Source organism: Dysgonomonas sp. 520 (assembly GCF_010501095.1).
Lineage (GTDB): Bacteria > Bacteroidota > Bacteroidia > Bacteroidales > Dysgonomonadaceae > QVMP01.
The window spans coordinates 1-26,504 of record NZ_QVMP01000007.1; the positions used below are offsets into that span (position 1 = coordinate 1).

At 39.1% G+C, this 26,504-nt stretch carries 22 protein-coding genes; 12 read left to right on the forward strand and 10 right to left on the reverse strand.

Going from position 1 to position 26,504, the window contains the following annotated elements:
* Positions 1 to 138: 138 nt before the first annotated feature.
* Entirely contained in the window at positions 139 to 2,964 is a 2,826-nt protein-coding gene (locus D0T56_RS05030) for an FAD-binding and (Fe-S)-binding domain-containing protein (protein ID WP_255491052.1), read from the forward strand.
* Between the two features lie 54 nt (positions 2,965 to 3,018).
* Here D0T56_RS05030 and D0T56_RS05035 read toward each other — a convergent pair whose 3' ends face one another.
* Positions 3,019 to 4,278, reverse strand: a complete 1,260-nt coding sequence (locus D0T56_RS05035) for a peptidase U32 family protein (RefSeq protein ID WP_163319047.1) — start codon at positions 4,276 to 4,278, stop codon at positions 3,019 to 3,021.
* A 124-nt stretch (positions 4,279 to 4,402) separates the two neighbouring features.
* Positions 4,403 to 4,735, reverse strand: coding sequence for a zinc ribbon domain-containing protein YjdM (locus tag D0T56_RS05040; RefSeq protein WP_163319048.1), 333 nt, complete (start codon positions 4,733 to 4,735; stop codon positions 4,403 to 4,405).
* Between the two features lie 193 nt (positions 4,736 to 4,928).
* Here D0T56_RS05040 and D0T56_RS05045 point away from each other — a divergent pair, with 193 nt between their 5' ends.
* Positions 4,929 to 5,564 carry a peroxiredoxin gene (locus D0T56_RS05045; RefSeq protein WP_163319049.1) on the forward strand — a complete coding sequence of 212 codons (636 nt, stop codon included), beginning with the start codon at positions 4,929 to 4,931 and terminating at the stop codon, positions 5,562 to 5,564.
* A gap of 70 nt (positions 5,565 to 5,634) precedes the next feature.
* The gene (locus D0T56_RS05050; protein WP_163319050.1) at positions 5,635 to 6,009 is read left to right on the forward strand and encodes a YccF domain-containing protein; all 375 of its coding nucleotides are present in this window, start codon (positions 5,635 to 5,637) and stop codon (positions 6,007 to 6,009) included.
* Between the two features lie 51 nt (positions 6,010 to 6,060).
* Here D0T56_RS05050 and D0T56_RS05055 read toward each other — a convergent pair whose 3' ends face one another.
* Positions 6,061 to 6,852 carry a hypothetical protein gene (locus D0T56_RS05055; RefSeq protein WP_163319051.1) on the reverse strand — a complete coding sequence of 264 codons (792 nt, stop codon included), beginning with the start codon at positions 6,850 to 6,852 and terminating at the stop codon, positions 6,061 to 6,063.
* Between the two features lie 132 nt (positions 6,853 to 6,984).
* Here D0T56_RS05055 and D0T56_RS05060 point away from each other — a divergent pair, with 132 nt between their 5' ends.
* From D0T56_RS05060 to rho, 6 genes are all read left to right on the forward strand, one after another.
* On the forward strand, positions 6,985 to 7,494 hold the full coding sequence (locus tag D0T56_RS05060; RefSeq protein WP_163319052.1) for a hypothetical protein: 510 nt from the start codon (positions 6,985 to 6,987) through the stop codon (positions 7,492 to 7,494).
* Positions 7,495 to 7,510: 16 nt separating this feature from the next.
* Entirely contained in the window at positions 7,511 to 8,047 is a 537-nt protein-coding gene (locus D0T56_RS05065; RefSeq protein ID WP_163319053.1) for a hypothetical protein, read from the forward strand.
* On the forward strand, positions 8,047 to 9,126 hold the full coding sequence (mnmA, locus tag D0T56_RS05070; protein ID WP_163319054.1) for a tRNA 2-thiouridine(34) synthase MnmA: 1,080 nt from the start codon (positions 8,047 to 8,049) through the stop codon (positions 9,124 to 9,126). Before D0T56_RS05065 ends, mnmA begins: the two co-directional genes overlap by 1 nt.
* Positions 9,127 to 9,138: 12 nt before the next feature.
* Positions 9,139 to 9,768, forward strand: coding sequence for a trimeric intracellular cation channel family protein (locus tag D0T56_RS05075; RefSeq protein WP_163319055.1), 630 nt, complete (start codon positions 9,139 to 9,141; stop codon positions 9,766 to 9,768).
* A gap of 12 nt (positions 9,769 to 9,780) precedes the next feature.
* On the forward strand, positions 9,781 to 11,103 hold the full coding sequence (gene tilS / locus D0T56_RS05080) for a tRNA lysidine(34) synthetase TilS (RefSeq protein WP_163319056.1): 1,323 nt from the start codon (positions 9,781 to 9,783) through the stop codon (positions 11,101 to 11,103).
* A 170-nt stretch (positions 11,104 to 11,273) separates the two neighbouring features.
* Positions 11,274 to 13,190 (forward strand): transcription termination factor Rho, encoded by a 1,917-nt coding sequence (gene rho / locus D0T56_RS05085; RefSeq protein WP_163319057.1) that lies wholly within the window; start codon positions 11,274 to 11,276, stop codon positions 13,188 to 13,190.
* 102 nt (positions 13,191 to 13,292) lie between these two features.
* Here the strand turns inward: rho and D0T56_RS05090 are convergent, their stop codons facing one another.
* The 4 genes from D0T56_RS05090 to ileS all read right to left on the reverse strand — a co-directional run bounded on the left by D0T56_RS05090 (position 13,293) and on the right by ileS (position 18,690).
* Positions 13,293 to 13,997 carry a DUF4296 domain-containing protein gene (locus D0T56_RS05090; RefSeq protein WP_163319058.1) on the reverse strand — a complete coding sequence of 235 codons (705 nt, stop codon included), beginning with the start codon at positions 13,995 to 13,997 and terminating at the stop codon, positions 13,293 to 13,295.
* 3 nt (positions 13,998 to 14,000) lie between these two features.
* Positions 14,001 to 14,636: a lipoprotein signal peptidase gene (locus tag D0T56_RS05095; RefSeq protein WP_163319059.1), complete on the reverse strand. Its 636-nt coding sequence runs from the start codon at positions 14,634 to 14,636 to the stop codon at positions 14,001 to 14,003.
* A gap of 205 nt (positions 14,637 to 14,841) precedes the next feature.
* Entirely contained in the window at positions 14,842 to 15,222 is a 381-nt protein-coding gene (locus tag D0T56_RS05100) for a TraR/DksA C4-type zinc finger protein (protein ID WP_163319060.1), read from the reverse strand.
* A 54-nt stretch (positions 15,223 to 15,276) separates the two neighbouring features.
* Entirely contained in the window at positions 15,277 to 18,690 is a 3,414-nt protein-coding gene (gene ileS, locus D0T56_RS05105) for an isoleucine--tRNA ligase (RefSeq protein WP_163319061.1), read from the reverse strand.
* Between the two features lie 183 nt (positions 18,691 to 18,873).
* On the opposite strand from ileS, the gene D0T56_RS05110 reads away from it, so the two are divergent.
* The 3 genes from D0T56_RS05110 to D0T56_RS05120 are packed head-to-tail and all read left to right on the forward strand — an operon-like array spanning position 18,874 to position 22,932.
* Positions 18,874 to 20,421 (forward strand): capsule assembly Wzi family protein, encoded by a 1,548-nt coding sequence (locus D0T56_RS05110; protein WP_163319062.1) that lies wholly within the window; start codon positions 18,874 to 18,876, stop codon positions 20,419 to 20,421.
* A 21-nt stretch (positions 20,422 to 20,442) separates the two neighbouring features.
* Entirely contained in the window at positions 20,443 to 21,669 is a 1,227-nt protein-coding gene (locus D0T56_RS05115) for a M48 family metallopeptidase (protein WP_163319063.1), read from the forward strand.
* A gap of 27 nt (positions 21,670 to 21,696) precedes the next feature.
* Positions 21,697 to 22,932: a CinA family nicotinamide mononucleotide deamidase-related protein gene (locus D0T56_RS05120; protein ID WP_163319064.1), complete on the forward strand. Its 1,236-nt coding sequence runs from the start codon at positions 21,697 to 21,699 to the stop codon at positions 22,930 to 22,932.
* Here D0T56_RS05120 and trmD read toward each other — a convergent pair.
* From trmD to D0T56_RS05135, 3 genes are all read right to left on the reverse strand, one after another.
* The gene (gene trmD / locus D0T56_RS05125) at positions 22,929 to 23,606 is read right to left on the reverse strand and encodes a tRNA (guanosine(37)-N1)-methyltransferase TrmD (RefSeq protein WP_163319065.1); all 678 of its coding nucleotides are present in this window, start codon (positions 23,604 to 23,606) and stop codon (positions 22,929 to 22,931) included. The two genes, D0T56_RS05120 and trmD, sit on opposite strands and share 4 nt — an antisense overlap.
* 285 nt (positions 23,607 to 23,891) lie before the next feature.
* Entirely contained in the window at positions 23,892 to 26,039 is a 2,148-nt protein-coding gene (gene scpA / locus D0T56_RS05130; RefSeq protein ID WP_163319066.1) for a methylmalonyl-CoA mutase, read from the reverse strand.
* 41 nt (positions 26,040 to 26,080) lie between these two features.
* Positions 26,081 to 26,479, reverse strand: a complete 399-nt coding sequence (locus D0T56_RS05135; RefSeq protein WP_163319067.1) for a GxxExxY protein — start codon at positions 26,477 to 26,479, stop codon at positions 26,081 to 26,083.
* Positions 26,480 to 26,504 lie beyond the last annotated feature (25 nt).

Here is a 26,504-nt window from a genome sequence, read left to right on the forward strand (position 1 = left end):
AAATCACAAAGTTATGTAAAAGAACGCTTTAATAAACTATTAAATATAAACTCTAGTAAGGGTTGAGATAAACGGAAAAATAAAGACAAAGAAAATTATTATATAGAGCTAAATAAGTTTTTCAATTAAAACAATGTGATGATGCTACCAGAAAACTATCAATTGCTGAAAGATGAACTTTCAAAGAAAATCGATTCGAAACGAATCGTTACTAACCCGTTGCAACTACTGGCATACGGAACAGATGCAAGTTTTTATCGTTTAATACCTAAACTTGTGGTGCAAGTACACACAGAGGAAGAGGCTGTTGAAGTGATACGGTTGACTGGAAAAATGAACATACCTGTAACCTATCGGGCTGCCGGAACAAGCCTTTCGGGACAAGCGATAAGCGACTCGGTATTGATGGTAGCAACACACAAATGGAAAAAATATACTATTCTGGAAGACGGACTTAAAATTCGCCTGCAACCCGGTATTGTGGGAGCAAGAGCTAATATATTCCTTGCACCTTTCGGCAGGAAAATAGGTCCTGATCCGGCCTCGATTAATGCTGCTATGATTGGAGGTATAGCGGCAAACAATGCAAGCGGGATGTGTTGCGGCACTGCTCAAAACTCGTACCAGACCATTGCCGATATTCGTATAGTTTTATATGATGGTACAATATTAGACACATCGGACGACAAAAGTAAAAAGGAATTCATAGAAAAGCACCCCGAGATAATTAAAGATATAGAATCACTGAGGGATGGTATAGAAGCAGATAGAGTATTATACGACAGAATAAAGCGTAAATTCAAAATAAAAAACACCACAGGATACAGCATCAATGCCTTTGTCGATTTCAGCGATCCGTTCGAAATCATCAAACATCTGATGATCGGCTCGGAAGGCACATTGGCTTTCATCTCCAATATTACCTACAACACTGTTGTTGACGAAAAATATAAAGCATGTGCCTTGTTGATATTCGAAACGATAGAAAAAGCCTGTGAGGCTGTTCCTTTATTAAAAGAGAGTCCGGTTTCCGCCGTCGAGTTGTTAGACCGTGATTCCATTCGTTCGGTGGAAGATGATCCCGATGCTCCGGAGTATTTCAAGACTCTACCCGAAACGGCATGTGTTTTACTGGTCGAAATACAGGCTAACGACAAGGAAACAATGTCGACAAAAGAAACAGCCATCAGAAAGGCAATAGAAACAACTCCTACGATTTTGCCCTACAAATTTACGTCCGACCCGAAAGAATATAATTTCAACTGGAAAGCAAGGAAAGGACTCCTTTCGTCTGTTGGCGGATTAAGAAAAACCGGAACCACCTGTTTGATAGAAGATGTAGCTTTTCCTGTTTCCCGTTTGGCAGAAGCGTGTGTAGCCTTGAAAGACCTTTTCAAAAGGCTTGAATATCACGATGCTGTTCTTTTCGGTCATGCTTTGGAGGGAAATTTGCACCTTAATTTTTCTCAGGATTTTTCATCTCCGCAAGAGGTAGAACGTTATGCCAAACTGATGGATGAACTTGCCGATATTGTGGTGAACAGGTTCGACGGTTCGCTGAAAGCCGAACACGGCACAGGGCGCAACATGGCTCCTTTTGTGGAAAAAGAATGGGGAGAGGCGGCTTATAGTATAATGTTACGTATAAAGGATATCTTCGATCCGCTGAAACTAATAAATCCGGGAGTTATCATAAATGAAAATCCGAAAATACACCTCGAAAACCTAAAACCTTTACCTGCTGCACACGAATTGGTGGATAAATGTATGGAATGTGGTTTCTGCGAACCCAATTGTGTGTCGGAAGGATTAACACTTTCGCCACGCCAGCGTATTGTTATTGCCCGTGAAATTGCCCGTTTGAAGGCATTGGGCGAATCAACCGAAAGATTGGTACAAATGCTGCATGACGCAAAATATTTTTCCGACGAGACATGTGCAACTGATGGATTATGCGGACTTGTTTGTCCTGTAAAAATAGACACGGGAAAATATATAAAGGAAGTGCGCCACATGGAATCATCCGACAGAGCAAAAAAAACGGCGGCGTACATAGGCGATCACATGAAAGACGTAACATCAGTTGGACGTGTCGGACTGAATTTTGTCGATTTCTTTCACTCTATATTGGGAGACACTTTGATGGGAGGAATAGCCGGCGGTATGAGAACTATCTCGGGAAACAGGATTCCTAAATGGAACAAAGATATGCCCAAAGGCTCGCACAAGATAAAACATTCTGTGGTGAATGAGAGTCAAGAAAATAAAGTTGTGTATTTTCCGTCCTGCATCAACCGCACGATGGGAAAATCGAAGGGATATGAAAAAGATGAAGTGGAACTAACCCGAAAAACGGAAGAATTATTGACCAGAGCAGGATTTACAATCATCTATCCCGAAAATCTGGATAAATTGTGTTGCGGTATGGCATTCAGTAGCAAGGGATTGAAAGACGAAGGAAGTAAAAAATCGAAGGAACTGGAAGCCGCCTTGTTCGAGGCCTCTGATGGTGGGAAATATCCGGTTCTCTTCGATATGAGTCCTTGTTTTTATACTTTTCACGATGCTTGCGCAAACGAAGCCTTGAAGATTTATGATCCTATCGAGTTTATGCTCGATTTTGTAATGCCAAAGCTGCAAGTGAAGAATCCGAAAAAGATAGTGACAGTATTTCCTGTTTGCTCTGTCAAAAAAATAGGAATGGAGCAAAACCTGTACAAACTAGCTCAAATGTGTTCGGAAGAAGTGAAACTTGTGGAAAGCAATTGTTGCGGGTTTGCCGGCGATAGGGGTTTTACTTATCCCGAGTTAAACAAACACGGATTAAGGCACTTACAGGAACAAATACCGGCAAATTGCAAAGAAGGCTATTCAACAAGCCGTACGTGTGAGATTGGGATGAGCGAGTATAGCAATATCAACTTCAAATCTATTTTCTATTTGATAGATGAAGTAACCAGATAGAAAAAACTTGAGAAATGAGGTTATTTTTTGCGAAAAAAAACCTCATTTCTTATTTCATACAAATTGTTTTTTGGGAACAACAGTCACCAATTTGAACAGCTTATCGGACGGGCGTATTTTGTCTGTCAGTTTAATTGAAAATTTTTCACCCTTAACAGTCTCTTGCACAGGTTTGAGATCTACACGAATCTCTTCCACTGTCTGAGTTATAGCTCCGGTTGTAGGACCGGTAATCAATATTTCATCACCTACTTTCAGGGTTTGTGTCTCCATCAGGAATTCTCCGACCCCAAGATTTGAAAAATATTTGATGCCTTTCCCTATATATACTTTCTTCTTAGTAGATTCCGACCCGTAATTCATAGACCACTCGCCCAATCTTTGTCCAAGATAATAACCATCCCAAAATCCACGGTTGAAGACAGTTGCCAAACGGGAATCCCAGTCCTTTATCTTATCTTCGGAGAATGAACCGCCGCAATATGCTTTCACAGCTTCTTTATAACATTCAACAACTGTGCGCACATATTCAGCTCCACGGGCACGTCCCTCTATTTTGAAAACCCGTACTCCGGCATCCATCATTTTATTCATGAAATGGATTGTTTTCAAATCTTTAGGAGACATAATGTATTCATTATCAATCTCTAATTCTATTTCACTGTCTTTGTCCTTAACAATATATCCACGACGGCAAATCTGGTTGCATGCCCCTCTGTTTGCCGACAAATGTTTTTCGTGAAGACTCAGATAGCATTTTCCTGAAACAGCCATACACAATGCTCCATGAGAAAACATTTCTATGCGGATCAGTTCTCCATTTGGTCCTTTAATTTGCTGGTTTTCTATATCTTGGTATATACTATGAACCTGCTCAAGGTTCAACTCACGAGCCAATACAACAACATCAGCAAACTGACCATAAAATTTCAAAGCCTCTGTGTTGGTAATATTCAGTTGAGTTGATAAATGTACTTCAACATCTATGCTGCGAGCATACATCATGACTGACACATCCGAAGCGATAATTGCCGATATATTAGCCTCTTTAGCCGCATCCACAATTTTGCGCATCAATTCTATGTCATTGTCATAAATGATTGTATTTACAGTCAGGTAGCTTTTAATGCCGTTTTCCTTACATATTCCGGCTATATTTTTGAGGTCGTCTGTTGTAAAATTATTTGCCGACTTGGCACGCATATTCAACCCTTCTATACCAAAATAGATTGAATCTGCTCCTCCTTGTATAGCTGCCGCCAACGATTCGTACGAACCCACGGGAGCCATTATTTCAAAGTCTTTTATATTCATTTCAATATAAGATGTCAATAGAATCTAGAGTCTGTTTATTTTTTTTGAGAGTACAAAGATAAAAGAAAATGAGCCGCAAGAAAAACCTACGGCTCAATATAATTACCTTTTAGTTAAAGCTAATTTATCCTTTCTTTAAAAAGCATGTTTTAAGAACAATGCTCGATCCGTCAATTTTGCAATCAACTTCTTCCGGATTGTCTGTCAATCTGATGCTTTTCACTTTTGTTCCTCTTTTTATAACCATCGACGAACCTTTCACTTTCAGGTCCTTAATAACCGTAACTGCGTCGCCATCCATAAGTTCTGAGCCGTTGCTATCTCTTGGCGTGTCGTCTGTTTCTGTTTCGTTGCCATCATTTGTCCATTCGTAGCTACAGTCGGGACAAACAAATAAAACCCCATCAAAGTAGGTGTTTTCCATACTGCATTTCGGACAACTTGGTGCTTCTGCCATTCTTCTGTATTTTTTATTAAAGTTTATAAATCAAGGCAACAAAGGTAGGCTTTATATGTTTCAGTTGCAAATGGATGATTGCAGGAAATAGGTTTCATCTATAATGTACTTAAAATATCTATTTGATTTATATCTATCGAGTCCATACCTTTGTGAAAATTATTTATCAAAACAAAAACAAAAACTTATAATTATGTCAGTATTAGTAGGAAAAAAAGCTCCTGTATTCAAAACTAACGCAGTGATAAATGGAAATGAGATTGTAGAAAATTTTTCGTTGAAACAATATCTCGGAAAAAAGTATGTGGTATTTTTCTTCTATCCTGCCGATTTCACGTTCGTATGCCCAACTGAATTGATCGCATTTCAAGAGCAAATTTCAGAATTTGAAAAACGTGATGTTGCCGTTGTTGGTGCTTCAACAGATTCTGCTTTCTCGCACTGGAAATGGTTGCAAACAGAACAAAATGATGGTGGAATAAAAGGCGTTAAATATCCGATCGTTGCCGACCAAACGCTCATGATATCTAAAAACTACGATGTCTTAGCAGGGGATTTCGATTATGACGACGAGGGTAATGATATTTTCGAGGGTGCACCTCAGGCCTATCGAGGACTTTTCTTGATTGACAAGGAAGGTGTTGTTCGTCATCAAGTGGTAAATGACATGCCGCTCGGACGTAGCATTGAAGAAGCATTGCGAGTGGTTGATGCCCTACAATTCACAGAAGAATACGGGGAGGTTTGCCCTGCTAACTGGAAAAAAGGTAAAGGAGGATTGAAAGCAACACAAGAAGGTATTGCCGATTATCTTTCTAAAAATCATTGATTTAATTTTATATTCTGATTAAGAAAAGTATCAAGTCAATGATACTTTTCTTTTTTTGTATATTTGCCGTATGAAAACTGTTGGAAATGTGATATGGCTCGTATTTGGAGGGTGGATGATTGCCCTTGAATATTTTATGGCCAGCTTGGTTTTGATGGCTACCATTGTCGGAATACCCTTTGGTTTGCAGAACATAAAGTTGGGGGTTCTTGCCCTATGGCCTTTTGGATGCAGAGTGGTGACAGCAGAAGATACCTCCGGATGCCTGAATGTAGCCTTGAACGTGATCTGGATAATTATAGGTGGCATTTGGATAGCTCTCACCCATATTGCTTGGGGCATATTATTATGTATTACCGTTTTCGGAATACCTTTCGGATTACAGCACTTCAAATTTATCAAACTGGCATTATTTCCTTTCGGAAAAGTGGTTGAAGAGGCATAAAAAAGGTGATTTTAATAAACCACCTTTTCTGTTATCAATATTTTTGCAAATTTATTTTTGAGAGAAAACTAATTTTTTTACATCATATTTGTAGTCGCCGGAACTAAATTGCACCATAACTACCTGACTCATTTTCAACGGAGTTTTTGTAGTGATTGAGCCTGCTATCGGGGTATTTGTCGGGAAATTGACAGCATTTCTTAATGTTATAGGAGCTTTGTGAGCATTGCCCTCATTGTCTATTATTGTAGCTTCGTTGTATGAATAGAAACTTACTTCCTGATCTTTGTTAGCTTTGTTTTCCACCACAAAATTGATTTTAAGAGCAGTAGCCGATTCCTCCGCCTTTGTCCATTTCAAATACACATCTTTATAAATTTCCATTACACTTGCGCTAGCCAGATTCGGATCAGCCTTTAGTGGCACAGCTATGTTTTTCATTACAATCTGCATTCTTTGCTGTGTTGTATGGTTAAAGAACTTAATAATCAGGGCTGTAATAGGATTCATGTTTTTATTGTCTGTTTTAATTGCCAGATCAAAACTATAAGGTATATCAGGAAGCAAAGTATTATCCCAGCTCGACAAATAAGCAGATTTTCCTGCCCACCACAAAGCCTTACAGGGTTGAGCATCACCATCCTGAGTTACGGCCGAGGCCTCAATACCCATCAAACGAACGCCCGAACTGGTTGTTAATTTCCCTGAGACTAATAAATAATCTCCAATCACTCTGGTCGATTCAATTTTTATTGTCAAAGGATCAACAGTAATCTGTGTCTGACTTGATGCGCCGAAAATCAATGCTACACTGATAAAAACGGCAAGAAGAAGTTTTTTCATAGTTGGTATTATTTTTCGTTAAAAAGGATTACTACTTTGATTTTAAGGCATTTTCAAAGATAAGGAAAATTTCAATCCTATATTCAAAATAAAAGCACTATTTTTGTACCTTAATTTTGAGGTCGTAACTAAATGAAGATTCTTAAGGTAATATCAATAATATTCATTCTAACTATCCCCGCAACATGCTCTGCACAACTCTTCGGGTTGGCCGGGCAATATGCCGATGGAGCGAAAGGGCAATTTGTGGCTAGTTTTGCCATTCCCACCATTCATCCAAAAAATCCGCTGAATTCATATATTTCGAGTGGATTGGAGTATACCACCTCGGGAGGGGCGAAAATGAGCGGATTGAATGTTAAGCCAATCCAGATATCAACCTTTTTCACGGAGGATTTTTTTAATAAAACACCATACACGCTTCTGCTGAATCTGGACGGTGGCTATTTGTTCGATTTCAGAAGCGATCATAAAAATGGAGTTGTTATCACCCCCAACATATATCTGAACTATAAATTCTTTTACGTGAAAACGGGTGTGGATTTTGATGTTACCAACGGTGATAATCAGTTCTTTGTGCGGGCAGGTGTTTGTCTAGGTTCGGGTTTGTTGAAGTCTTTTGTTAAAACTAAAATCTGGTAATTTTACTGTCTCAACAATGAAGACTGCCGTTACAATCCTGCTATTTTTGATTCCGTTTCCTGTATTTGCACAATATGTAGGTTTGGGCTATCAAGTTGCTGATTTAGAGAAACATCAATTTGTGGCAACACTTACTCTGCCGTGGCTGATGCCGAGAAACAATTTCAATCCATCCATTGCAACAGGTATTGAATACTCGACCGGAGCGGCAAAAATTTCGGGACTGAACATTAAGGCTCTTTCAGCATCGCTTCCGTTCTTGATAAGGAAAAACAATAATTGGTTGAATATTGACCCCGGAGTTGATGCCGGTTATATGTTTGGTCTGGGACATTCAAAAAATGGGGTAGTGGTAAGTCCCAATTTACATTTAAGTTTCAATCTGGCATTTCATCTGAAAGCCGGTTACGATTATAACATAACAGAAAAAAACGGACAATTTTTTATCCGTTTGGCATTCGGTCTTGGCTCCGGATTGCTGATACATTTAAATACACCACCTCCTTATCGGAGACATCTTTTAGAAGAAAATAACACAACAACATCTCAGTAATGAAAATAGCAGCACTGGTTTCGGGCGGAGTCGATAGCTCGGTCGTAGTTCATCAACTGAAAGAACAAGGGTACGACCCAACTATTTTTTATATTCGCATAGGCATGGAAGATAAAGACGGATACATCGACTGTCCGTCGGAAGAAGATATAGAGATAACCACCTATATAGCAAAAAAATATGGGTGCAAAATGGAAATTGTGTCACTACACGAAGAGTATTGGGAGAATGTGGTAAATTATACCATTGAAGCCGTAAAGCGAGGACAAACGCCAAATCCCGACATGATGTGCAACAAGATGATCAAATTTGGCTGTTTTGAGCAAAAATGGGGGCACGAGTTTGATAAAATTGCTACCGGACACTATGCTACAACAACCGAAATAGATGGAAAAACATGGCTCTCGACAGCAAAAGACCATGTGAAAGACCAAACTTATTTTCTTGGGCAAATAAGCCAGATGCAAGTTTCTAAACTGATGTTTCCTATTGGCAATCTGCTGAAAAGCGAAGTACGTGCCATAGCCTCGCAGCAAAATATGCCGTCGGCTCAACGCAAAGACAGTCAGGGTATTTGTTTTCTGGGAAAAATAAATTACAATGACTTCATAGGCAGATATCTGGGCGAGCAAGAAGGGAAAATTATAGAATTGGAAACAGGCAAAGTTGTAGGCAAACATAAAGGATATTGGTTTCATACAATTGGTCAACGCAAAGGTTTAGGCCTGAGTGGTGGCCCCTGGTTTGTTATAAAGAAAGATATAAAAAGAAATATCATCTATGTATCAAATGGTTACGACCCTGAAACTCAATATGGCAAAACGGTTAATCTGGGAGGATTCTCGTTTATTACGGAAGATATCTGGGGCGATTTTGGCGGGACGAAAGACATAACTTTTAAAATTCGCCATACTCCGGACTTTACTAAAGGAACCATCGAAAAGATTGGAGACATTTATCGTATTCAATCGGAAGAAAAGATACAGGGAATCGCAGCCGGACAGTTCGGTGTTGTTTACGATGAAGCATCAAAACTCTGCATTGGTAGCGGAGTTATAGCCGATGACTCGGAAATCTAAATAGAACTTGTTATGTTTGAGTTTTGGAAAGACATTGAACTTGTCGATATAATCGAGTTTTGCGGTACATTTGCTTTTGCCATAAGTGGAATCCGATTGGCATCAGCAAAAAAGTTCGATTGGTTTGGTGCTCTTGTCGTTGGATTTGTAACTGCCACGGGAGGTGGAACATTGCGTGACCTGCTGCTGGGAGTGACGCCATTTTGGATGGAATCGAGCGTTTACATGATTTGTACTGTGTTTGCATTGGGATTTGTCATCTGTTTTAAAAAATATCTTGTACACCTCAATAATACTTTCTTTTGGTTCGATAGCATTGGCTTGGGATTGTTTGTCGTTGTGGGTGTTGAAAAAGCCATAGCCTTAGACTATGCTCCTTGGGTAGTGGTGGCTATGGGAACTATAACCGGAATAGTAGGCGGTATAATAAGAGATATATTGATTAACGAAATACCATTGGTTTTCACGCAGGAATTGTATGCCGTGGCATGTATAATTGGAGGGTGTTTGTTCTGCATATTGAATTATTTTAATGTAACTTTGAATGTTAATGAAATAATAACCGCAGTTACAGTATTTTTTATCCGCATAATTGCAACTAAATTCAGTATAAAGCTACCCACATTGAAAGATGAAGTGTAGAAGAAAAGGCTCATGAAAATACAACAAAAGATAAAAAACTTTATCAATGAAAACAGCCTGTTTCCGGATGGGTCTAAGATTATTGTAGGTGTCAGCGGTGGTGCCGATTCTGTGGCCTTGTTGGATATTTTGCACCATTCGGGTTATGAGTGTGTTGTAGCGCATTGTAATTTTCATTTGCGGGGAGAAGAATCGTACAGGGATGAGTATTTTGTTGAAAAACTGGCTTCAAAATATCATCTCACTTATGTTTCAACGCATTTCGATACAAAAAAATATGTGCAGGATAGTTCCGTTTCGGTTGAAATGGCTGCACGGGAACTGCGTTATGCCTGGTTCGAAAAAATAAGGAAAGAGTACGAAGCAGAATATATTGCCGTGGCTCATCACATGGATGATTCGGTGGAAACCGTATTGTTAAATCTGATCAGAGGTACTGGCATACGTGGACTGTCGGGCATTTCCATAAAAAACGGATATGTTGTGAGGCCTTTGTTGTGTATAACAAGGGAAGAGGTGTTGAATTATCTGGAAAAGAAAGGCTTAAAGTATGTAACAGATAGCACAAATACGGATGAAGTATACACAAGAAACAAGATAAGATTGTCCGTCATACCTCTGTTAGAGACAATTAACCCTTCTGTGAAACAAACCTTAGCCCGTACGGCAGCAAATCTCCAACAAGCAGAAAATATTTATTCGTCGTACATCGAAAATGCGAAAAGTAAAGTATTTGTAGACAATCGGATAGATATTCTTGAACTGATGAAATTTACTGAGCCAAAGAATGTACTTTTTGAAATTTTGTTTCCTTATGGCTTCAATCCGCCTACTGTTGAAAATATATTCGACTCGATAAAATCTCAATCCGGAAAATTCTTTTACTCAGATATTTACAGACTAGTGAAAGACCGTAACTGTTTCATTCTGGAAGAAGTGATCGCATCGCCCGAAAAAGAAGAATATCTTATAGAAGAATCTGATACCGGCATAGAAAAACCTATCAACCTTGGCATTGAAAGGATTGAAAACGATAAGAATTTTGAGATAGAAAAAGACAAGAATATTACATACCTCGATGCCGGAAAATTAAAATTCCCTTTATCAGTAAGACGCTGGAAACATGGCGATTGGTTTGTTCCTTTTGGCATGAAAGGCAAGAAAAAACTCAGCGATTATTTTACGGATAAAAAATACAGTATACCTGAAAAAGAAAACGTCTGGATATTATCGAGTGGAAACAAGATAATATGGATTATTGGCGACAGGGCGGATAATAGATTTAGAATAACAGACGAAACACATGAAATATTGAAAATTACCCTAAAAAAGTAACTTATACCATAAAAGATGATGGCAAAGTGTTTGCATATTTCATTTTTTTTATAACTTTGTGACCTGAAATAGGAGATAAATCTACACTCCTTTCAATTTCCAAATAAAATTTCAAAACAAATTTTTACTAAATAGTAAAACTATCATAATCATTTTATCTATAAATATACATGCGTATATACAATATTTTAGAGCTTAACGAAAAGCTCATAACAGATTTAAGAACCTTAGCTAAAGAATTGGGCATAAAACGCCCTGACGCATTCAAAAAAGAAGAATTAATCTACAAAATTTTGGATGAACAGGCCATCATTGAAGCACGTAACAAAAATGCCGAGGATGAAAAAAGAGAAAAGGTAAAGAAAGAAACAGAAAAAACATCTTCATCTGCTTCCTCTCCAAAGAAAAAGCAAGGACAAAGCAAAAAGGAAAATCAAACAAAAGCGAAAGACGACAAACAGCCTACACAAGAAAAAACTCAAAAAGGAAAAGCTAACCAGCCTCAGAAAACATCTTCTCCGGAACAAAAAACTCAACAAGATGCGGCAGTAGTAAAACCGGCGGAAAAACAAGTGCAGGATAATGAGAAAAAGCAAAATACAAAAGCTGCAAATGTTGAACCACAAGCTGCTCAAGTGAAAAAAATTGAGGTGAAACCGAAACAACAAGATGCCACTGTAAACAAATCGGCGGAAAGACCTGCTGAAAATCAAGAAAAGCAGGTTACAAAACCAACTCAATTGGTTTTCAGATCTCAAAAAAGCAGAGTTCAACCAGAAATTCAGGATGTGGAGCCACTTCCGCTTCTGATTCCGGTACAGGCCGAAATAGAAGAAGTTAAGGAAGTGAAGCCTGTTGTTCAGAAACAAGCTAATAATCAGCAGCAAAACAATAACAACAATAATAATCAAAAGCAGAATGGAAACGGTCAGAACGGCCATTCTCAAGAAAAAGAAAAACCATTTGAGTTTGACGGAATATTGTCGGCTACGGGTGTTTTGGAAATAATGTCGGAAGGCTATGGTTTCCTTCGTTCTGCCGACTACAATTACATGTCTTCGCCTGACGATATATACATATCTCAATCGCAGATACGTTTGTTCGGACTTAAGACAGGTGATATTGTGGAAGGACCTATTCGCCCGCCAAAAGAAGGTGAAAAATTCTTCCCCTTGGTGAAGGTTGATAAGATAAACGGTCGCTCTCCGGAGGAAGTAAGGGATCGTGTTCCGTTCGATCACTTGAAACCATTATTTCCTGATGAGAAATTCAGGCTTACAACAGGACGTAACGATAATTTTTCGTGCCGTGTTGTAGATCTATTTTCACCAATAGGTAAGGGACAACGTGGGTTGATTGTTGCGCAACCTAAAACGGGGAAAACCTCTCTGTTGAAAGATATTGCAAACGCAATAGCCAGTAATCATCCCGAGGTTTACATGATTGTGCTTCTTATAGACGAACGTCCGGAAGAGGTTACAGACATGGAACGGAGTGTAAATGCTGAAGTTATAGCATCTACTTTTGACGAACCGGCAGATCGCCATGTGAAAATTGCAGAAATTGTGTTGAACAAGGCAAAAAGAATGGTTGAATGTGGACATGATGTTGTTATATTGCTCGACTCTATAACTCGTCTTGCGAGGGCATACAATACAGTACAACCGGCTTCGGGTAAAGTGTTGACCGGTGGTGTTGATGCTAACGCCTTACATAAACCAAAGCGATTCTTCGGTGCAGCTCGTAATATTGAAAACGGTGGTTCGCTGACAATAATTGCAACGGCACTAACAGAAACAGGTTCTAAGATGGACGATGTAATCTTCGAAGAATTTAAAGGAACAGGTAATATGGAACTTCAATTAGACCGCAGATTGTCTAATAAACGAGTATTCCCTGCCGTTGATATTATAGCATCAAGTACACGTCGTGACGATCTTCTGTTAGATAAAGAAACACTTAGCCGCATGTGGGTGCTACGTAATTTCTTGTCAGACATGAATTCGGTGGAAGCGATGGAATTTTTGCAAAGCAGATTAAGAAAAACGTTCAATAACGAAGAATTCTTGATCTCAATGAATGATTGATATAATATAGAAACACACTATAATAAGAAGAGCGATGGTTCCGAATTTCGGATATCATCGCTTTTTTAATCAACACATTACGGGAATGATAGGGCGGATTTTCTATTTTATTTCCGATGGTTTATCGGAGATACTCATATCGTAGATGATAATTTTTTGATTCATTCCGATAGAGTCTGAACGGATATAGCCTTTTAGCCTTTCCAGTTTAGATGGGTTTGTATTGGAAAAAGAATATTCCTTATTTAAGTCAATAATTTTATCCTGATATATAGTTGTGTCCGCATATTCATAAATAAGAGCAGCCTCTAGTTTTGTGCTTTTGGGCAGACCTTCCAGATTGAAAGACCAGGTTATATTGTCTCCAATAAGTTTCGACAATAAATTATCCCGAATAGTAAAGGCATAAAACGGAACATCTTGATCTAACATGATAAAATGAGGAACAAGTAAGTCTGCCTTTTTACCCTTATTAAGTTGGGCTTCCATCACAACAAGCTGCCTGTTCAAACGGGATTGAACTGAGTCGTTAATACGAATGAGTTTATCCACATTATCAGAATACCAAACCAATGAAGAATCGAATTGAGCTTCCGTTATTTTATGCTTTTCAAAGATTCCTCTCAAAAGAGCTTCTTTAGCATCATCCGAAACAAAATCGTTATAACGTGACTGGTAAATACCTTGTGCCAATTGAATATCGTAAATGACGTCTGTCATTTCTTCTTCGGTAAGAACATCGGAATTACATGCCGATAATCCACATATTGACGCAAATAAGATGATGTATGTCAATATCTTATTCATACATCAAATCTTTTCTTCGTTTTTTTCTTCTTGCAAAGAATAGGATAATGTTTTCCTGTAAAATAACAACAAAACCACTATACCAACCGATATGGCAGCGTCTGCTATATTGAAAATTGCATTGAAGAATGTGAAATCTTGTCCACCCCAAAAAGGAATCCACGATGGGAAAGATCCTTTAAACAAAGGGAAATAAAACATGTCTACAACTCTTCCATGCAGCCATGTACCATATCCTTCTCCCACAGGAACAAATTCGGCGACCTGTATACGAGTACTTTCAGAGAAAATCTCGCCATAGAAAACACAATCCACAATGTTGCCAAAGGCTCCGGCCAAAATGAGAGCTATACACACAACATAACCGTAATTGTATTTCTGCTTAACTATTTTATGCAGATAGTAAACGATGAAACAAACGGCCACTATTCTGAAAAGCGTGAGGAAAAGCTTGTCAATGACTTCTATTCCGAAAGCCATCCCATTGTTTTCGGCAAATTGTATTTGAAACCAATCGGTTATATGAATACTCTCGTATAGAGCCATATTGGTTTTGACCCATATTTTCAAAACCTGATCGGCTAGAATTGTGAATAATACAACAAATATGGCTATTACTGACCGTGGAATTTTGTTCATTCTGAGTTTTCTTAAGGTCGCAGACCTTTTTTATTATTATCGGTAAGTATAACTACAAAAAGCAGAGTTACACTTAAAAAATATATTTTCAAATATTAGCTATGACTCAGCTAAAAACATGGAGAAAAACAAGAACTTTCGGCTATGCATTTAATACACAGATATAAACGAAAATTCTGGCTTTTCTCCACTATTTTTCACAAACTTATTTTACACCGCTATTTTTGGCTTCGATGCTCAAGGTAGCGTGAGGCACTGCACGTAAACGTTCTTTTGGGATCAGTTTACCTGTTTCGCGACATATACCATAAGTTTTGTTCTCGATACGTATCAATGCTGCCTGAAGATTCTGTATAAACTTCATCTGGCGTTGAGCCAAACGACCGGCTTCTTCTTTCGACAAGGTAGAAGCACCTTCTTCAAGAACTTTAAATGTTGGAGACGTATCTGTTACATCATTGCCGTCCGAATTTGTAATAGAGGCTTTCAAACCTTCATATTCGGCTTTGGCTTTTTCTATCTTATCGAGGATCAGTTGGCGGAATTCCTCCAACTCCTCATCCGAATATCTAGTCTTTTCTCCCATAAAACTATGTTTATTAGTTATACATTTAATTTTGTTAATCTATACTTCCTTTCTTTATTTTTTTGTTATGCTTATAGTTAGCGTACAGTCGTCCATTTCTATTTCTGTTCCTTGCTGTACATTTTCCGCAAATTCTATACTGTCGGCCAATATTTGAGATGCAATATAAGAATTAAATTCTTTAACAGCCTCCTCTATCTGATTGTTTTTGGAAATAGTTACAAAAATTCTGTCTGTTATATCAAAACCATTCGATTTTCGCAAATTTTGTATTCTGTTAACAATTTCTCTGGCTATTCCTTCTTTTCTTAACTCTTCTGTAATGGTTATATCAAGAGCCACAGTCAAGCGTCCTTCGTTGGCTACAAGCCATCCCGGAATATCTTCTGAAATTATTTCCACATCAGCAAGTTCAATCTCAGCCTGTTGACCTTCTATATTCAATGAATATGTACCTTGTTTTTCGAACAGATTGATAGCATCCTGATCCATTTGCTGAATTGCGGCTGCCAATTGCTTCATTATTTTGCCATAACGCGGCCCCAATTTCTTGAAATCGGGCTTGATTTTTTTTACCAATATGCCGGCAGCATTGTCAACGTAGTTCAACTCTTTAACATTTACCTCATTCAATATCAAATCGCGAACTGCTTCTATCGCATCTTTCTGGCTTTCGTCCAAAACAGGAACCATTATTTGTGTCAAAGGTTGGCGCACTTTGATGTTCACCTTACGACGAAGTGCCAACACCATTGAAGATATGCTTTGAGCAATCTCCATTCTTTCTTCCAAAGCCTTATCTACATACGATTCGCTAAATTTAGGGAAGTCGGACAAGTGAACCGATATTGCCCCATCACGCCCCGTTACAGATATTAAATCAACAAATAGCTTATCCGCATAAAACGGTGCTATAGGCGCAATCAGTTTTGTTATGGTTTCCAAACATGTGTATAATGTTTGATATGCAGACAATTTGTCCTTTGTCATCTCTCCGCCCCAAAAACGTTTCCTGTTGAGACGTACATACCAATTGCTCAGATGGTCGTTCACAAATTCAGATATAGCACGCCCAGCTTTCGTTGGTTCGTATGCTTCATAATACTCGTCAACATTTTTTATCAAGGTATTTAGCAGCGAGATAATCCAACGGTCTATTTCAGGTCTTTCTTCAACCGCAATTTCGGCTTCCGAATAAGTAAATTTATCCACGTTTGCATACAATGCAAAGAATGAATATGTATTGTAAAGCGTGCCAAAGAACTTACGTCGAACTTCTTCCACGCCATCTATGTCAAATTTCAGGTTATCCCAAGGCGAAGCATTGGTTATCATGTACCAACGCAAGGGGTCGGAACCGTATTTTTCAATTGTTGCAAATGGGTCGATTGCATTTCCACGGCTCTTGGACATTTTATTTCCGTTCTTATCCAATACCAATCCGTTCGATATTACGTTTTTAAACGAAATGCTGTCATTTACCATCGTAGATATTGCATGCAGTGTAAAGAACCATCCACGAGTTTGATCCACACCTTCGGCAATGAAATCGGCAGGATAAACCTCCAAAAATTCTTCCGCTTTAATATTGGGGTAGAAAACTTGTGCGAAAGGCATCGCTCCCGAATCGAACCAAACATCAATCAGGTCCAACTCGCGTTTCATTGGTCTGCCCGATGGAGATACCAATACAATATTGTCTACATAAGGACGATGCAGGTCTATTTTATTGTAGTTTTCCAATTCAAGATTTCCTATTTCAAAATCTTTCCAAGGATTATCCTGCATAAAGCCTGCCTTGATAGATTTATTTATCTCATCGTATAACTCTTTAACCGAACCTATGCAGATTTCCTCTTTACCATCTTCTGTTCTCCAGATTGGCAGAGGTGTACCCCAATAGCGGCTACGGCTCAAGTTCCAATCTTGCAGATTTTCGAGCCATTTGCCAAATCGTCCCGAACCGGTCGATTCAGGTTTCCAGTTTATTGTTTTGTTCAGTTCTATCAAACGATCCTTGCAAGCCGTTGTTCTTATAAACCAACTGTCCAGAGGATAATATAAAACGGGTTTGTCCGTTCTCCAGCAATGAGGATAGTTGTGAACATGTTTCTCTATGCGGAAAGCCAGATTTGCTTGTTTCAGCATGACACTGATGTCAATGTCTAAAGTCGAATCATTTTCCGACAAGGAAGCATCATATTCATTCTTAACGTATCTTCCGGCATACTCTTTATACAAGTCAACATTAACGAACGATTTTACATATTCAGGGTCTAAGTCTTCTATTTTGAAGTATTTACCTGTCAGGTCTACCATCGGGCGTATATTGCCGTCTTTGTCAAGAAGCGTAAGTGCAGCCATGTCGTTCTGCTTAGCCACCTTGGCATCGTCTGCTCCAAAGGTAGGTGCTATATGAACAATACCTGTACCTTCTTCTGTTGTTACAAAATCTCCGGCAATCACCGAAAAAGCATTTCCATTAGGAGTTATCCAAGGTATCAGTTGTTCGTACTTCATCCCAACCAAGTCTGCTCCCGTCCATTCGCCAACTACTTTGTAGGGCACAAGTTTATCTCCCTCCTTGTAATCTTCGAGAGATAAATCGGCAGCTTTCGGATTAAATATCACATCTACCAATCCCTTTGCCAAAACTACTGTGATGGGTTTGTAGGTATAAGGGTTGTATGTTTGAACAGCAGCATAACTGATATTTGCCCCAACAGCTAGAGCCGTATTCGATGGCAAGGTCCAAGGAGTAGTTGTCCAAGCCAGAAAATAAGCATCCCCGAATTGAGACATTTCTTGCTTAGGTTTCAGCATCTTAAACTGAGCTATACAAGTGGTGTCTTTCACATCACGGTATGCTCCGGGTTGATTCAGTTCGTGTGTGCTCAACCCTGTGCCCGCTGCGGGAGAGTATGGCTGAATTGTATATCCTTTATACAAGTATCCTTTTTTGTATAATTCTTTCAAAAGATACCAAAGAGATTCGATGTATCGGTTGTCGTAAGTAATGTACGGGTCTTTCATATCCACCCAATATCCCATTTTGCGGGTAAGGTCTTCCCACTCTTTGGTATATTTCATTACTTCTTTCCGGCATGCGTTGTTATATTCTTCTACGGAAATTTTTTTGCCTATATCTTCTTTAGTTATACCCAATGCTTTTTCTACGCTAAGCTCTACGGGTAATCCGTGTGTATCCCAACCTGCCTTACGATTGACAAGATAACCTTTCATCGTCTTATATCTGCAGAAAATGTCTTTTATGGCACGAGCTATGACATGGTGAATACCCGGCATTCCATTAGCCGACGGTGGTCCTTCGTAGAAAACAAAAGAAGGAGCTCCCGATCTTATATCCAAACTTTTCTGAAACACATTGTTTTCTAGCCACTTGCTAAGTATTTCCTTATTTATATCAGATAAATTAAACTGGTTATATTCCGAAAATTTCTTGTTCATCTCTTCGTATTAATGCTATTTGAAAAAAAATTCCCGCAAATATAATGAAAAAAGATTAGAAACAGGACATATTTTGTGTGTCGCATATACGACAATGTGAGTATATTTTATATCGGGTTCACTACATTTTCATTTTTTTATTACTTTTACTGACAAATTGACTTTTCTATAATGACATATTCAATGAAAAAATATATAATCGCTTTACTTTTGTCTATTGTTTTTTGCTCTGTTTCGGTCGATGCTCGAACGGACAATGATTCGTCAAAGGTGGTTTTAATGCCGGATGATCCGTATGCCTTTCTTTCGATGAGAGTAGAACGTGACCCTGAAAAACTAGAGTATATCGAGGCTAAAATAGAAGCCGCAGGCGTTTTCTCTAGCGGAGATAATACACCATTTTGGATGACAAATAACAATTATGGTATAGGCTCATTGGATAAAAATAATCAACATCTGCAAGTTGGGTTATTTGCAAATAAAAAGGTAGCAAGAATTAACAACAAACAGCTTTGGGCAAAGGGTGGGGTAGAGATTCTTGCGGCGAATAATTTTGAATCGGATTTTTATTTCCATCAATTATATGTTGATCTGAAATACAGGTCGTTAGGCTTGTCTATTGGAGCTAAAGAAAGAAAATCGGAATACCTGAACGATATGCTTAGTACGGGCGGTATGTCTCGCTCTATAAATGCCCGCCCGATACCACAAGTAGAAGCAGGTTTTCCCGATTATGTGACTGTTCCTTTCACTAATAATCTGTTGCACATCAAGGGTGCGCTTTCGTATGGATGGTTTACGGACAATAAATTCTCGAAGAAAAATGCACAAGACGGCAACTATGCGTTGGATGTCCTTTATCATAATAAATACATCTTTTTCAAGTTCGACAAAAACAGGCCATTCAACTTTACGTTCGGCTTGGAAATGGCTGCACAATTTGGAGGAAAGATGTATCGTGACCACAAATACGTAGGAAACAGTCCTGCTAAATTGAAAGATTTCTTCAAAATTCTTATACCATCGTCGGGAGACAGTGATTCAAATGGAACAGATCAAATAAACATCTTGGGAAATATGTATGGAAGCTGGCACTTTCTGGGTAATTACAAATTCAAAAACAATATTACACTGAAAGCCTATCACGATCATTTTTTCGATGACCATTCGGGAATGTGGTTTAAAAATAAATTCGATGGGCTTTGGGGTGTGGAGCTTTCATTCAACAAAAGACAGCCAATTACAAATATTTTGTTCGAATATGTGAACACCAAGAGCCAATCGGGTCCTTTTCTGTGGGATGAATCACCATCGATACCCATACAAGTGAGTGCCGGAGACGATTATTACAACTCAGTGGACTATGTATCTGTAAGTAACTACGGTCAAAATATAGGTAATCCTTTGTTGGTTTCTCCTATCTACAATAATGGAAAATCTCTTTACATCTACAACAATCGGATTTCTGCTTTCCATCTGGGTGTTTCCGGATATGTAAGTTCGGAGGTTAGTTACAGGGCAAAATACACGTTATCGAAAAGTTGGGGCACATATTTTGTACCTTCAACAGATGTCAGAAAACAATATTCTTTTCTGCTGGATGTAAATTATCAGCCATATTTCTTAGACGGTTGGTTATTCGGAGGCTCTCTCGCCTACGACGATTCGGATATGGTAGGGGACAATTTTGGAGTACGGTTCAAGGTCGCAAAATCTTTCTTTATCAAGTAAAAATTAGACATTAATCACAACATGCTACACTATATAATCATAGCCATTTTTGTTCTTGACTTTATATGGGAACAATATCTGGCACACAGGAACCGAAAACGGATGAGTCCTCACATTCCCGATGTTTTGAAGGGAATATATAATGAAGAAAAATACGCCCGGCAGCAGGCTTATCAAAAAGAGTACAGCCGATTTGGACTATTATCGTCTTCGGTTTCGTTTGTTCTGATATTGCTAGTACTTGTTTTCAGGTTGTTCGGTTGGTTGGATGGCGAAATACGTGAGCATATCGTATTTCCACTGCTTGTAACTTTGTGTTTTGTAGGTGTTCTGTATACCATTAACGAGTTGATTTACTTGCCATTCTCGTATTATGCTACTTTCACTATTGAAAATAAATTCGGATTTAATAAATCTACAAAAAAAACATATTGGTCAGATCAGTTGAAAAGCCTTCTATTGGCTATTCTGTTGGGAGGCGGAATCTTATCCCTGTTGGTTTGGTTCTACAATGACTTCGAGAATACGGCATGGCTCTATGCGTGGGCACTGGTCACGGCGTTCTCATTGTTCATGAACTTGTTTTATTCTAATCTGATAGTACCTCTGTTTAATAAACAAACACCATTGGAAGAAGGTGACTTGAGAAATGCGATAGAACAATTTGCTCAGAAAACAGGTTTCAATCTGACTGATATTTATGTGATGGATGCGTCGAAACGCACAACAAAGGCAAATGCATATTTCACGGGATTAGGAAAAAAGAAACGCATCGTATTGTTCGATACCCTGATCAATGATCTTGATACAGACGAAATTGTAGCCGTTTTGGCTCACGAAATAGGGCATTACAAAAAGAAGCACACGCTGCAAAGCCTTATCACATCCATCATATACATGGGTGTTTTGCTTTACATCTTATCCTATTTCATAGGAAGCAGACAGTTGGCGACGGCTTTAGGTAGTGATATTCCATCTTTCCATTTAGGTATTATCGCCTTTTCTATTCTCTTCACACCCATTTCTCTGGTTTTGGGATTAATAACGAACGTTATCAGTCGGAAGAACGAATATCAGGCAGATGCCTTTGCCGCAAAATACGGTTTGGCTGATAGTTTAGTTTCGGGATTGAAAAAACTTTCAACCAAATCGCTAAGTAACTTGAACCCTGATCCTTGGAATGTGTTTGTATATTATTCACATCCAACTCTGTTGCAAAGGATGAAAAAATTGAAAGAAATTAAATAGATAAGACAATCAAGACATAAACCGGCAATGAAAGCAGCAATAATAACAATCGGAGACGAAATACTTATAGGTCAAATCGTAGATACAAACTCGGCATGGATATCAGATAAAATGACGCAAGCCGGATTTGAAATAGAAGAATCTGTTTCGATCGGAGATAACGCCGACCAGATAAAAGATACAATTTCGGATGTTTTCAAGCGGGTGGATGTGATACTGATGACCGGCGGATTGGGCCCGACAAAAGACGATATTACCAAAAAAACTTTATGCGAATATTTCAATACCTCCTTGGTTTTTGACAATTCCGTATTAGAAAATATCGAATCGTTTTTCGGAAAAGGAAAAGTTAACGAATTGACTAAAAATCAGGCTTATGTGCCTGAAAATTGCACAGTCATCCAGAATAGGGTGGGGACGGCTCCTATAACTTGGTTCGATTGTGACGACAAAGTGTTGGTTTCTATGCCCGGCGTTCCTTACGAAATGCGTTTTGTGATGGAAAATGAGATTATACCTCGCCTGAAAGATCGTTACGAGATAGATGCCTACCTGAAAAAAGTCTTGATAATAGGAGGATATTCCGAATCAGGATTGGCTATGTATCTGACTGATTTTGAGAATAGCTTGCCGGAAGGTTTCGGACTGGCTTATCTTCCAAGTTTGGGTATAGTGAAACTTCGGCTTTTTGTGAAAGGAGAACATCGACGTGCCCAATTTGACGAACAAGTGGATAAGCTGAAAACCTTACTTGAAAATAACATATTGTCGGAAGAAGATGCTCCTCTGGAAAAAATATTAGGTGGTATTCTTCTTGAAAAAGGGCTGACAATAAGCACAGCCGAAAGTTGCACGGGAGGAAATATTGCCCATTTGATAACTTCCATTGCCGGATCTTCACGCTACTTTAAAGGAAGTGTAGTTTCATACGCAAATGAAACGAAAATAAATATTCTGCATGTTTCATCCGAAAACATCGAACGTGACGGAGCTGTGAGTGAGTCTGTTGTTCGGGAAATGGCCGAGAATGTGGCCAAACTTATTCGAACCGACTGCGCTATTTCGACTTCGGGAATTGCCGGACCGGATGGAGGTACAAGCGAAAAGCCTGTGGGAACAGTTTGGATTGCAACGCATTATAATGGAAACACCATTGCCCAGCTATACAATAGAACGATGGGGCGTCATAGAGAAGCCAATATAACAAGGGCAACTACTTATGCTATGATTCAGCTAATTGAAATGATAAAAGGCAGGCTCTAGTCCTCTAGCAAGTCGGGGCGCAGGCGCATGGTTCTTTCCAATGCTTGTTTCAATTTCCATTCGTCAATCTTAGCCTGATGACCGGACAACAGGACATCGGGAACTTTCCACCCTTTATATTCAGACGGACGGGTATAGACGGGTGGTGCTAAAAGATTATCCTGAAAAGAATCGGATAGTGCCGACTGTTCGTCTCCTATGGCTCCCGGAATAAGGCGGACTATGGCATCGGTAATCATGGCGGCAACAAGTTCACCTCCGGTCAATACAAAGTCGCCTATTGATATTTCTCTCGTAATCAGGTGCTCCCTGATACGGTAATCTATTCCTTTATAATGTCCGCAAAGAATAATGATGTTTTCGAAAGACGACATCGTATTTGCCATCTTCTGGTTAAATTGCTCCCCGTCGGGCGATGTGTAAATTATTTCGTCATAATCCCGCTCCTTTTTCAGTGCCGATATAGCATTATCTATCGGTTCTATTTGCATCACCATACCAGCCTCACCGCCAAATGGATAGTCATCCACCCTTTTATGCTTATCTGTTGTATAGTCACGCAGATTATGGATGTGTATTTCAGTCAACCCCTTATCCTGAGCCTTTTTCAAGATAGAACAATTGAGAGGTTGCTCCAACATTTCGGGTAATACGGTAATTATATCAATTCTCATAATTTCTTTGTTTCGAACAATACCCTATATTGAAACCGTCTAGACTTTTTCGTTTTGTTCAATTTTGTCATCCTGAGAGTATCGAAGGATCTGTTTTTTTAGATGTTTCACTACGTTCAACATGACAAAAACTCAAAAATTAAGTATAATTTAAAAAGTCTAGATGACTTCATTGTTTAAAAATTTATAAATGCAAAAATAGATAAAAATGCTTATCTTTTTCGTATAAAACAAAAAGTTGCCTCAAAAAGGCAACTTTTTATGTCAATATTTATATGTATTTTATTACTCTGCAAGTAATATTTCCATAATCTGAACAGCAGCTTTCGTAACCGAAGTACCCGGTCCAAAGATTGCGGCAACACCAGACTTGTAAAGGAAGTCGTAATCCTGTGCGGGTATAACCCCTCCTGCAATCACCACTATATCCTCACGACCAAGTTTCTTAAGTTCCGCTATCACCTGTGGCACAAGCGTTTTGTGACCCGCAGCCAGAGAAGATACTCCAAGAACATTCACGTCGTTTTCCACAGCCTGACGTGCAGCTTCTTCCGGAGTTTGGAACAATGGCCCCATATCTACGTCGAATCCACAGTCTGCATAACCGGTAGCAACTACTTTAGCTCCACGGTCGTGTCCGTCCTGACCCATTTTTGCAATCATAATACGGGGTTGACGACCTTCTTTCTTTGCGAATTCCGCCACAAGCTCTTTTGCTTGTTGGAATGTAGAATCATTTTTAGTTTCTGATGAATACACGCCTGATATTGTTCTGATTATAGCTTTATAACGACCTACAACTACCTCGCAGGCATCTGAAATTTCACCTAGAGTAGCACGAACACGCGCTGCTTCCACCGCAAGTTCGAGCAAGTTTCCTTTTTTCGTTTTCACGCATTCTGTGATAGCTTCCAATGCTTTCTTAACAGCATCATTGTCACGGTTAGCTTTCAGTTCGTTCAAACGCTCGATTTGCTGACGGCGAACTTCCGTGTTATCCACATCAAGAATATCAATAGGATCTTCTTTCTCCAAACGGTATTTGTTAACACCGATAATAGTTTGAGCACCCGAGTCAATTTTAGCCTGAGTACGTGCAGCAGCTTCCTCGATACGCATTTTTGGAAGACCTGTTTCGATAGCTTTCGCCATGCCACCCAATTTTTGTATCTCTTGAATATGTTCCCACGCTTTATGCACAAGTTCGTTTGTCAGTGTTTCCACATAATAAGAACCTGCCCAAGGGTCAATTTCTTTTGTAATCTGAGTTTCCTCTTGAATATATATCTGAGTATTACGTGCAATACGTGCAGAAAAATCGGTAGGAAGTGCAATCGCTTCGTCCAACGCGTTGGTGTGAAGTGACTGAGTGTGTCCAAGTGCCGATGCCATTGCTTCGATACAAGTACGTCCTACGTTATTGAATGGGTCTTGCTCTGTCAGCGACCATCCCGAAGTTTGAGAGTGAGTACGCAAAGCCAGTGATTTCGGATTTTTGGCACCGAAACTTTTCACGATTTTCGCCCACAAAAGACGTCCGGCACGCATCTTGGCAATTTCCATAAAGTGATTCATGCCGATTGCCCAGAAGAACGACAAACGTGGAGCGAAAGCATCCACATCAATGCCTGCGTCGATACCTGCTTTCAGGTATTCCATACCATCGGCAAGCGTATAAGCCAACTCGATATCGGCTGTTGCACCCGCTTCTTGCATGTGATAACCCGAAATAGAGATAGAGTTGAACTTAGGCATCTTCTGAGATGTATATTCAAAGATATCAGCGATAATCTTCATTGAAAATTCAGGTGGATAGATGTATGTATTACGCACCATGAATTCTTTCAGAATGTCATTCTGGATGGTACCTGCCATTTCTTCCAGTTTGGCACCTTGTTCCAATCCTGCATTGATGTAGAACGCAAGTACAGGAAGAACCGCACCGTTCATAGTCATAGATACTGACATCTGGCTCAACGGAATACCATCGAACAACACTTTCATATCTTCAACCGAGCAGATAGAAACACCGGCTTTACCGACGTCACCCACCACACGAGGATGGTCGGCATCGTATCCACGGTGCGTAGCCAAGTCGAAAGCAACGGAAAGACCTTTTTGTCCCGATGCCAGGTTACGACGGTAGAATGCGTTGGATTCGGCAGCAGTAGAGAATCCTGCATACTGACGGATTGTCCAGGGACGCATAGCGTACATGCCCGAATATGGTCCACGAAGGAAGGGGGGTAATCCCGAAGCATAATTCAGATGCTCCATTCCTTCCAAATCTTCTTTTGTGTAAACGGATTTCACCGCAATAAGCTCAGGAGTCATCCAGTCTGCTTTGATATCATTGTCGGCAATCCATTTTGCAGCATCTGTCTGAGCAAATCCTGCATTTTTGATATCTATATTTTTAAAATCTGGTTTCATTGTTTTATATTTATTTTTGTAAACGCAAAGACAGTAAGACGCTAAGAAATAAAATAATTATTGACTTTTCTTTTAATGCCTTCTTTCAATAAAGCAACATTGAAATTTATCAAATAACCCAGTCTCAAATCTGTAAGCTTTAAATAAGTTACTAATTGTACTTCATCAACTTTGTGTAAAAGTTCACAAGATTTAAGTTCTATAATAATAAGGTTTTCTACCAGAATATCAATTTTGAAGAATTTGTCTAATTTCTGACCTTTATAAAAAACAGGTAGTTCCACTTGACTTTTTACTTCTAAATTTCTATTTCTTAATTCTTCACAAAGACAGATTTCATAGACAGACTCTAATAAACCGGGACCTAATTCCCGATGCACTTCAATGGATGCATCAAGAATATGTTTTCCGATTTCTTCGTATCTTTCTTTTAAAACCATCTTTGTGTCTTTGCTTCTTAGCGTT

Excerpts from the sequence above, each read along its gene's own strand:
- D0T56_RS05030 (WP_255491052.1), top strand. The coding sequence starts at position 139 with ATGATGCTACCAGAAAACTATCAATTGCTGAAAGATGAACTTTCAAAG.
- D0T56_RS05035 (WP_163319047.1), bottom strand. The coding sequence starts at position 4,278 with ATGAATATAAAAGACTTTGAAATAATGGCTCCCGTGGGTTCGTACGAA.
- D0T56_RS05040 (WP_163319048.1), bottom strand. The coding sequence starts at position 4,735 with ATGGCAGAAGCACCAAGTTGTCCGAAATGCAGTATGGAAAACACCTAC.
- D0T56_RS05045 (WP_163319049.1), top strand. The coding sequence starts at position 4,929 with ATGTCAGTATTAGTAGGAAAAAAAGCTCCTGTATTCAAAACTAACGCA.
- D0T56_RS05050 (WP_163319050.1), top strand. The coding sequence starts at position 5,635 with ATGAAAACTGTTGGAAATGTGATATGGCTCGTATTTGGAGGGTGGATG.
- D0T56_RS05055 (WP_163319051.1), bottom strand. The coding sequence starts at position 6,852 with ATGAAAAAACTTCTTCTTGCCGTTTTTATCAGTGTAGCATTGATTTTC.
- D0T56_RS05060 (WP_163319052.1), top strand. The coding sequence starts at position 6,985 with ATGAAGATTCTTAAGGTAATATCAATAATATTCATTCTAACTATCCCC.
- D0T56_RS05065 (WP_163319053.1), top strand. The coding sequence starts at position 7,511 with ATGAAGACTGCCGTTACAATCCTGCTATTTTTGATTCCGTTTCCTGTA.
- mnmA (WP_163319054.1), top strand. The coding sequence starts at position 8,047 with ATGAAAATAGCAGCACTGGTTTCGGGCGGAGTCGATAGCTCGGTCGTA.
- D0T56_RS05075 (WP_163319055.1), top strand. The coding sequence starts at position 9,139 with ATGTTTGAGTTTTGGAAAGACATTGAACTTGTCGATATAATCGAGTTT.
- tilS (WP_163319056.1), top strand. The coding sequence starts at position 9,781 with ATGAAAATACAACAAAAGATAAAAAACTTTATCAATGAAAACAGCCTG.
- rho (WP_163319057.1), top strand. The coding sequence starts at position 11,274 with ATGCGTATATACAATATTTTAGAGCTTAACGAAAAGCTCATAACAGAT.
- D0T56_RS05090 (WP_163319058.1), bottom strand. The coding sequence starts at position 13,997 with ATGAATAAGATATTGACATACATCATCTTATTTGCGTCAATATGTGGA.
- D0T56_RS05095 (WP_163319059.1), bottom strand. The coding sequence starts at position 14,636 with ATGAACAAAATTCCACGGTCAGTAATAGCCATATTTGTTGTATTATTC.
- D0T56_RS05100 (WP_163319060.1), bottom strand. The coding sequence starts at position 15,222 with ATGGGAGAAAAGACTAGATATTCGGATGAGGAGTTGGAGGAATTCCGC.
- ileS (WP_163319061.1), bottom strand. The coding sequence starts at position 18,690 with ATGAACAAGAAATTTTCGGAATATAACCAGTTTAATTTATCTGATATA.
- D0T56_RS05110 (WP_163319062.1), top strand. The coding sequence starts at position 18,874 with ATGAAAAAATATATAATCGCTTTACTTTTGTCTATTGTTTTTTGCTCT.
- D0T56_RS05115 (WP_163319063.1), top strand. The coding sequence starts at position 20,443 with ATGCTACACTATATAATCATAGCCATTTTTGTTCTTGACTTTATATGG.
- D0T56_RS05120 (WP_163319064.1), top strand. The coding sequence starts at position 21,697 with ATGAAAGCAGCAATAATAACAATCGGAGACGAAATACTTATAGGTCAA.
- trmD (WP_163319065.1), bottom strand. The coding sequence starts at position 23,606 with ATGAGAATTGATATAATTACCGTATTACCCGAAATGTTGGAGCAACCT.
- scpA (WP_163319066.1), bottom strand. The coding sequence starts at position 26,039 with ATGAAACCAGATTTTAAAAATATAGATATCAAAAATGCAGGATTTGCT.
- D0T56_RS05135 (WP_163319067.1), bottom strand. The coding sequence starts at position 26,479 with ATGGTTTTAAAAGAAAGATACGAAGAAATCGGAAAACATATTCTTGAT.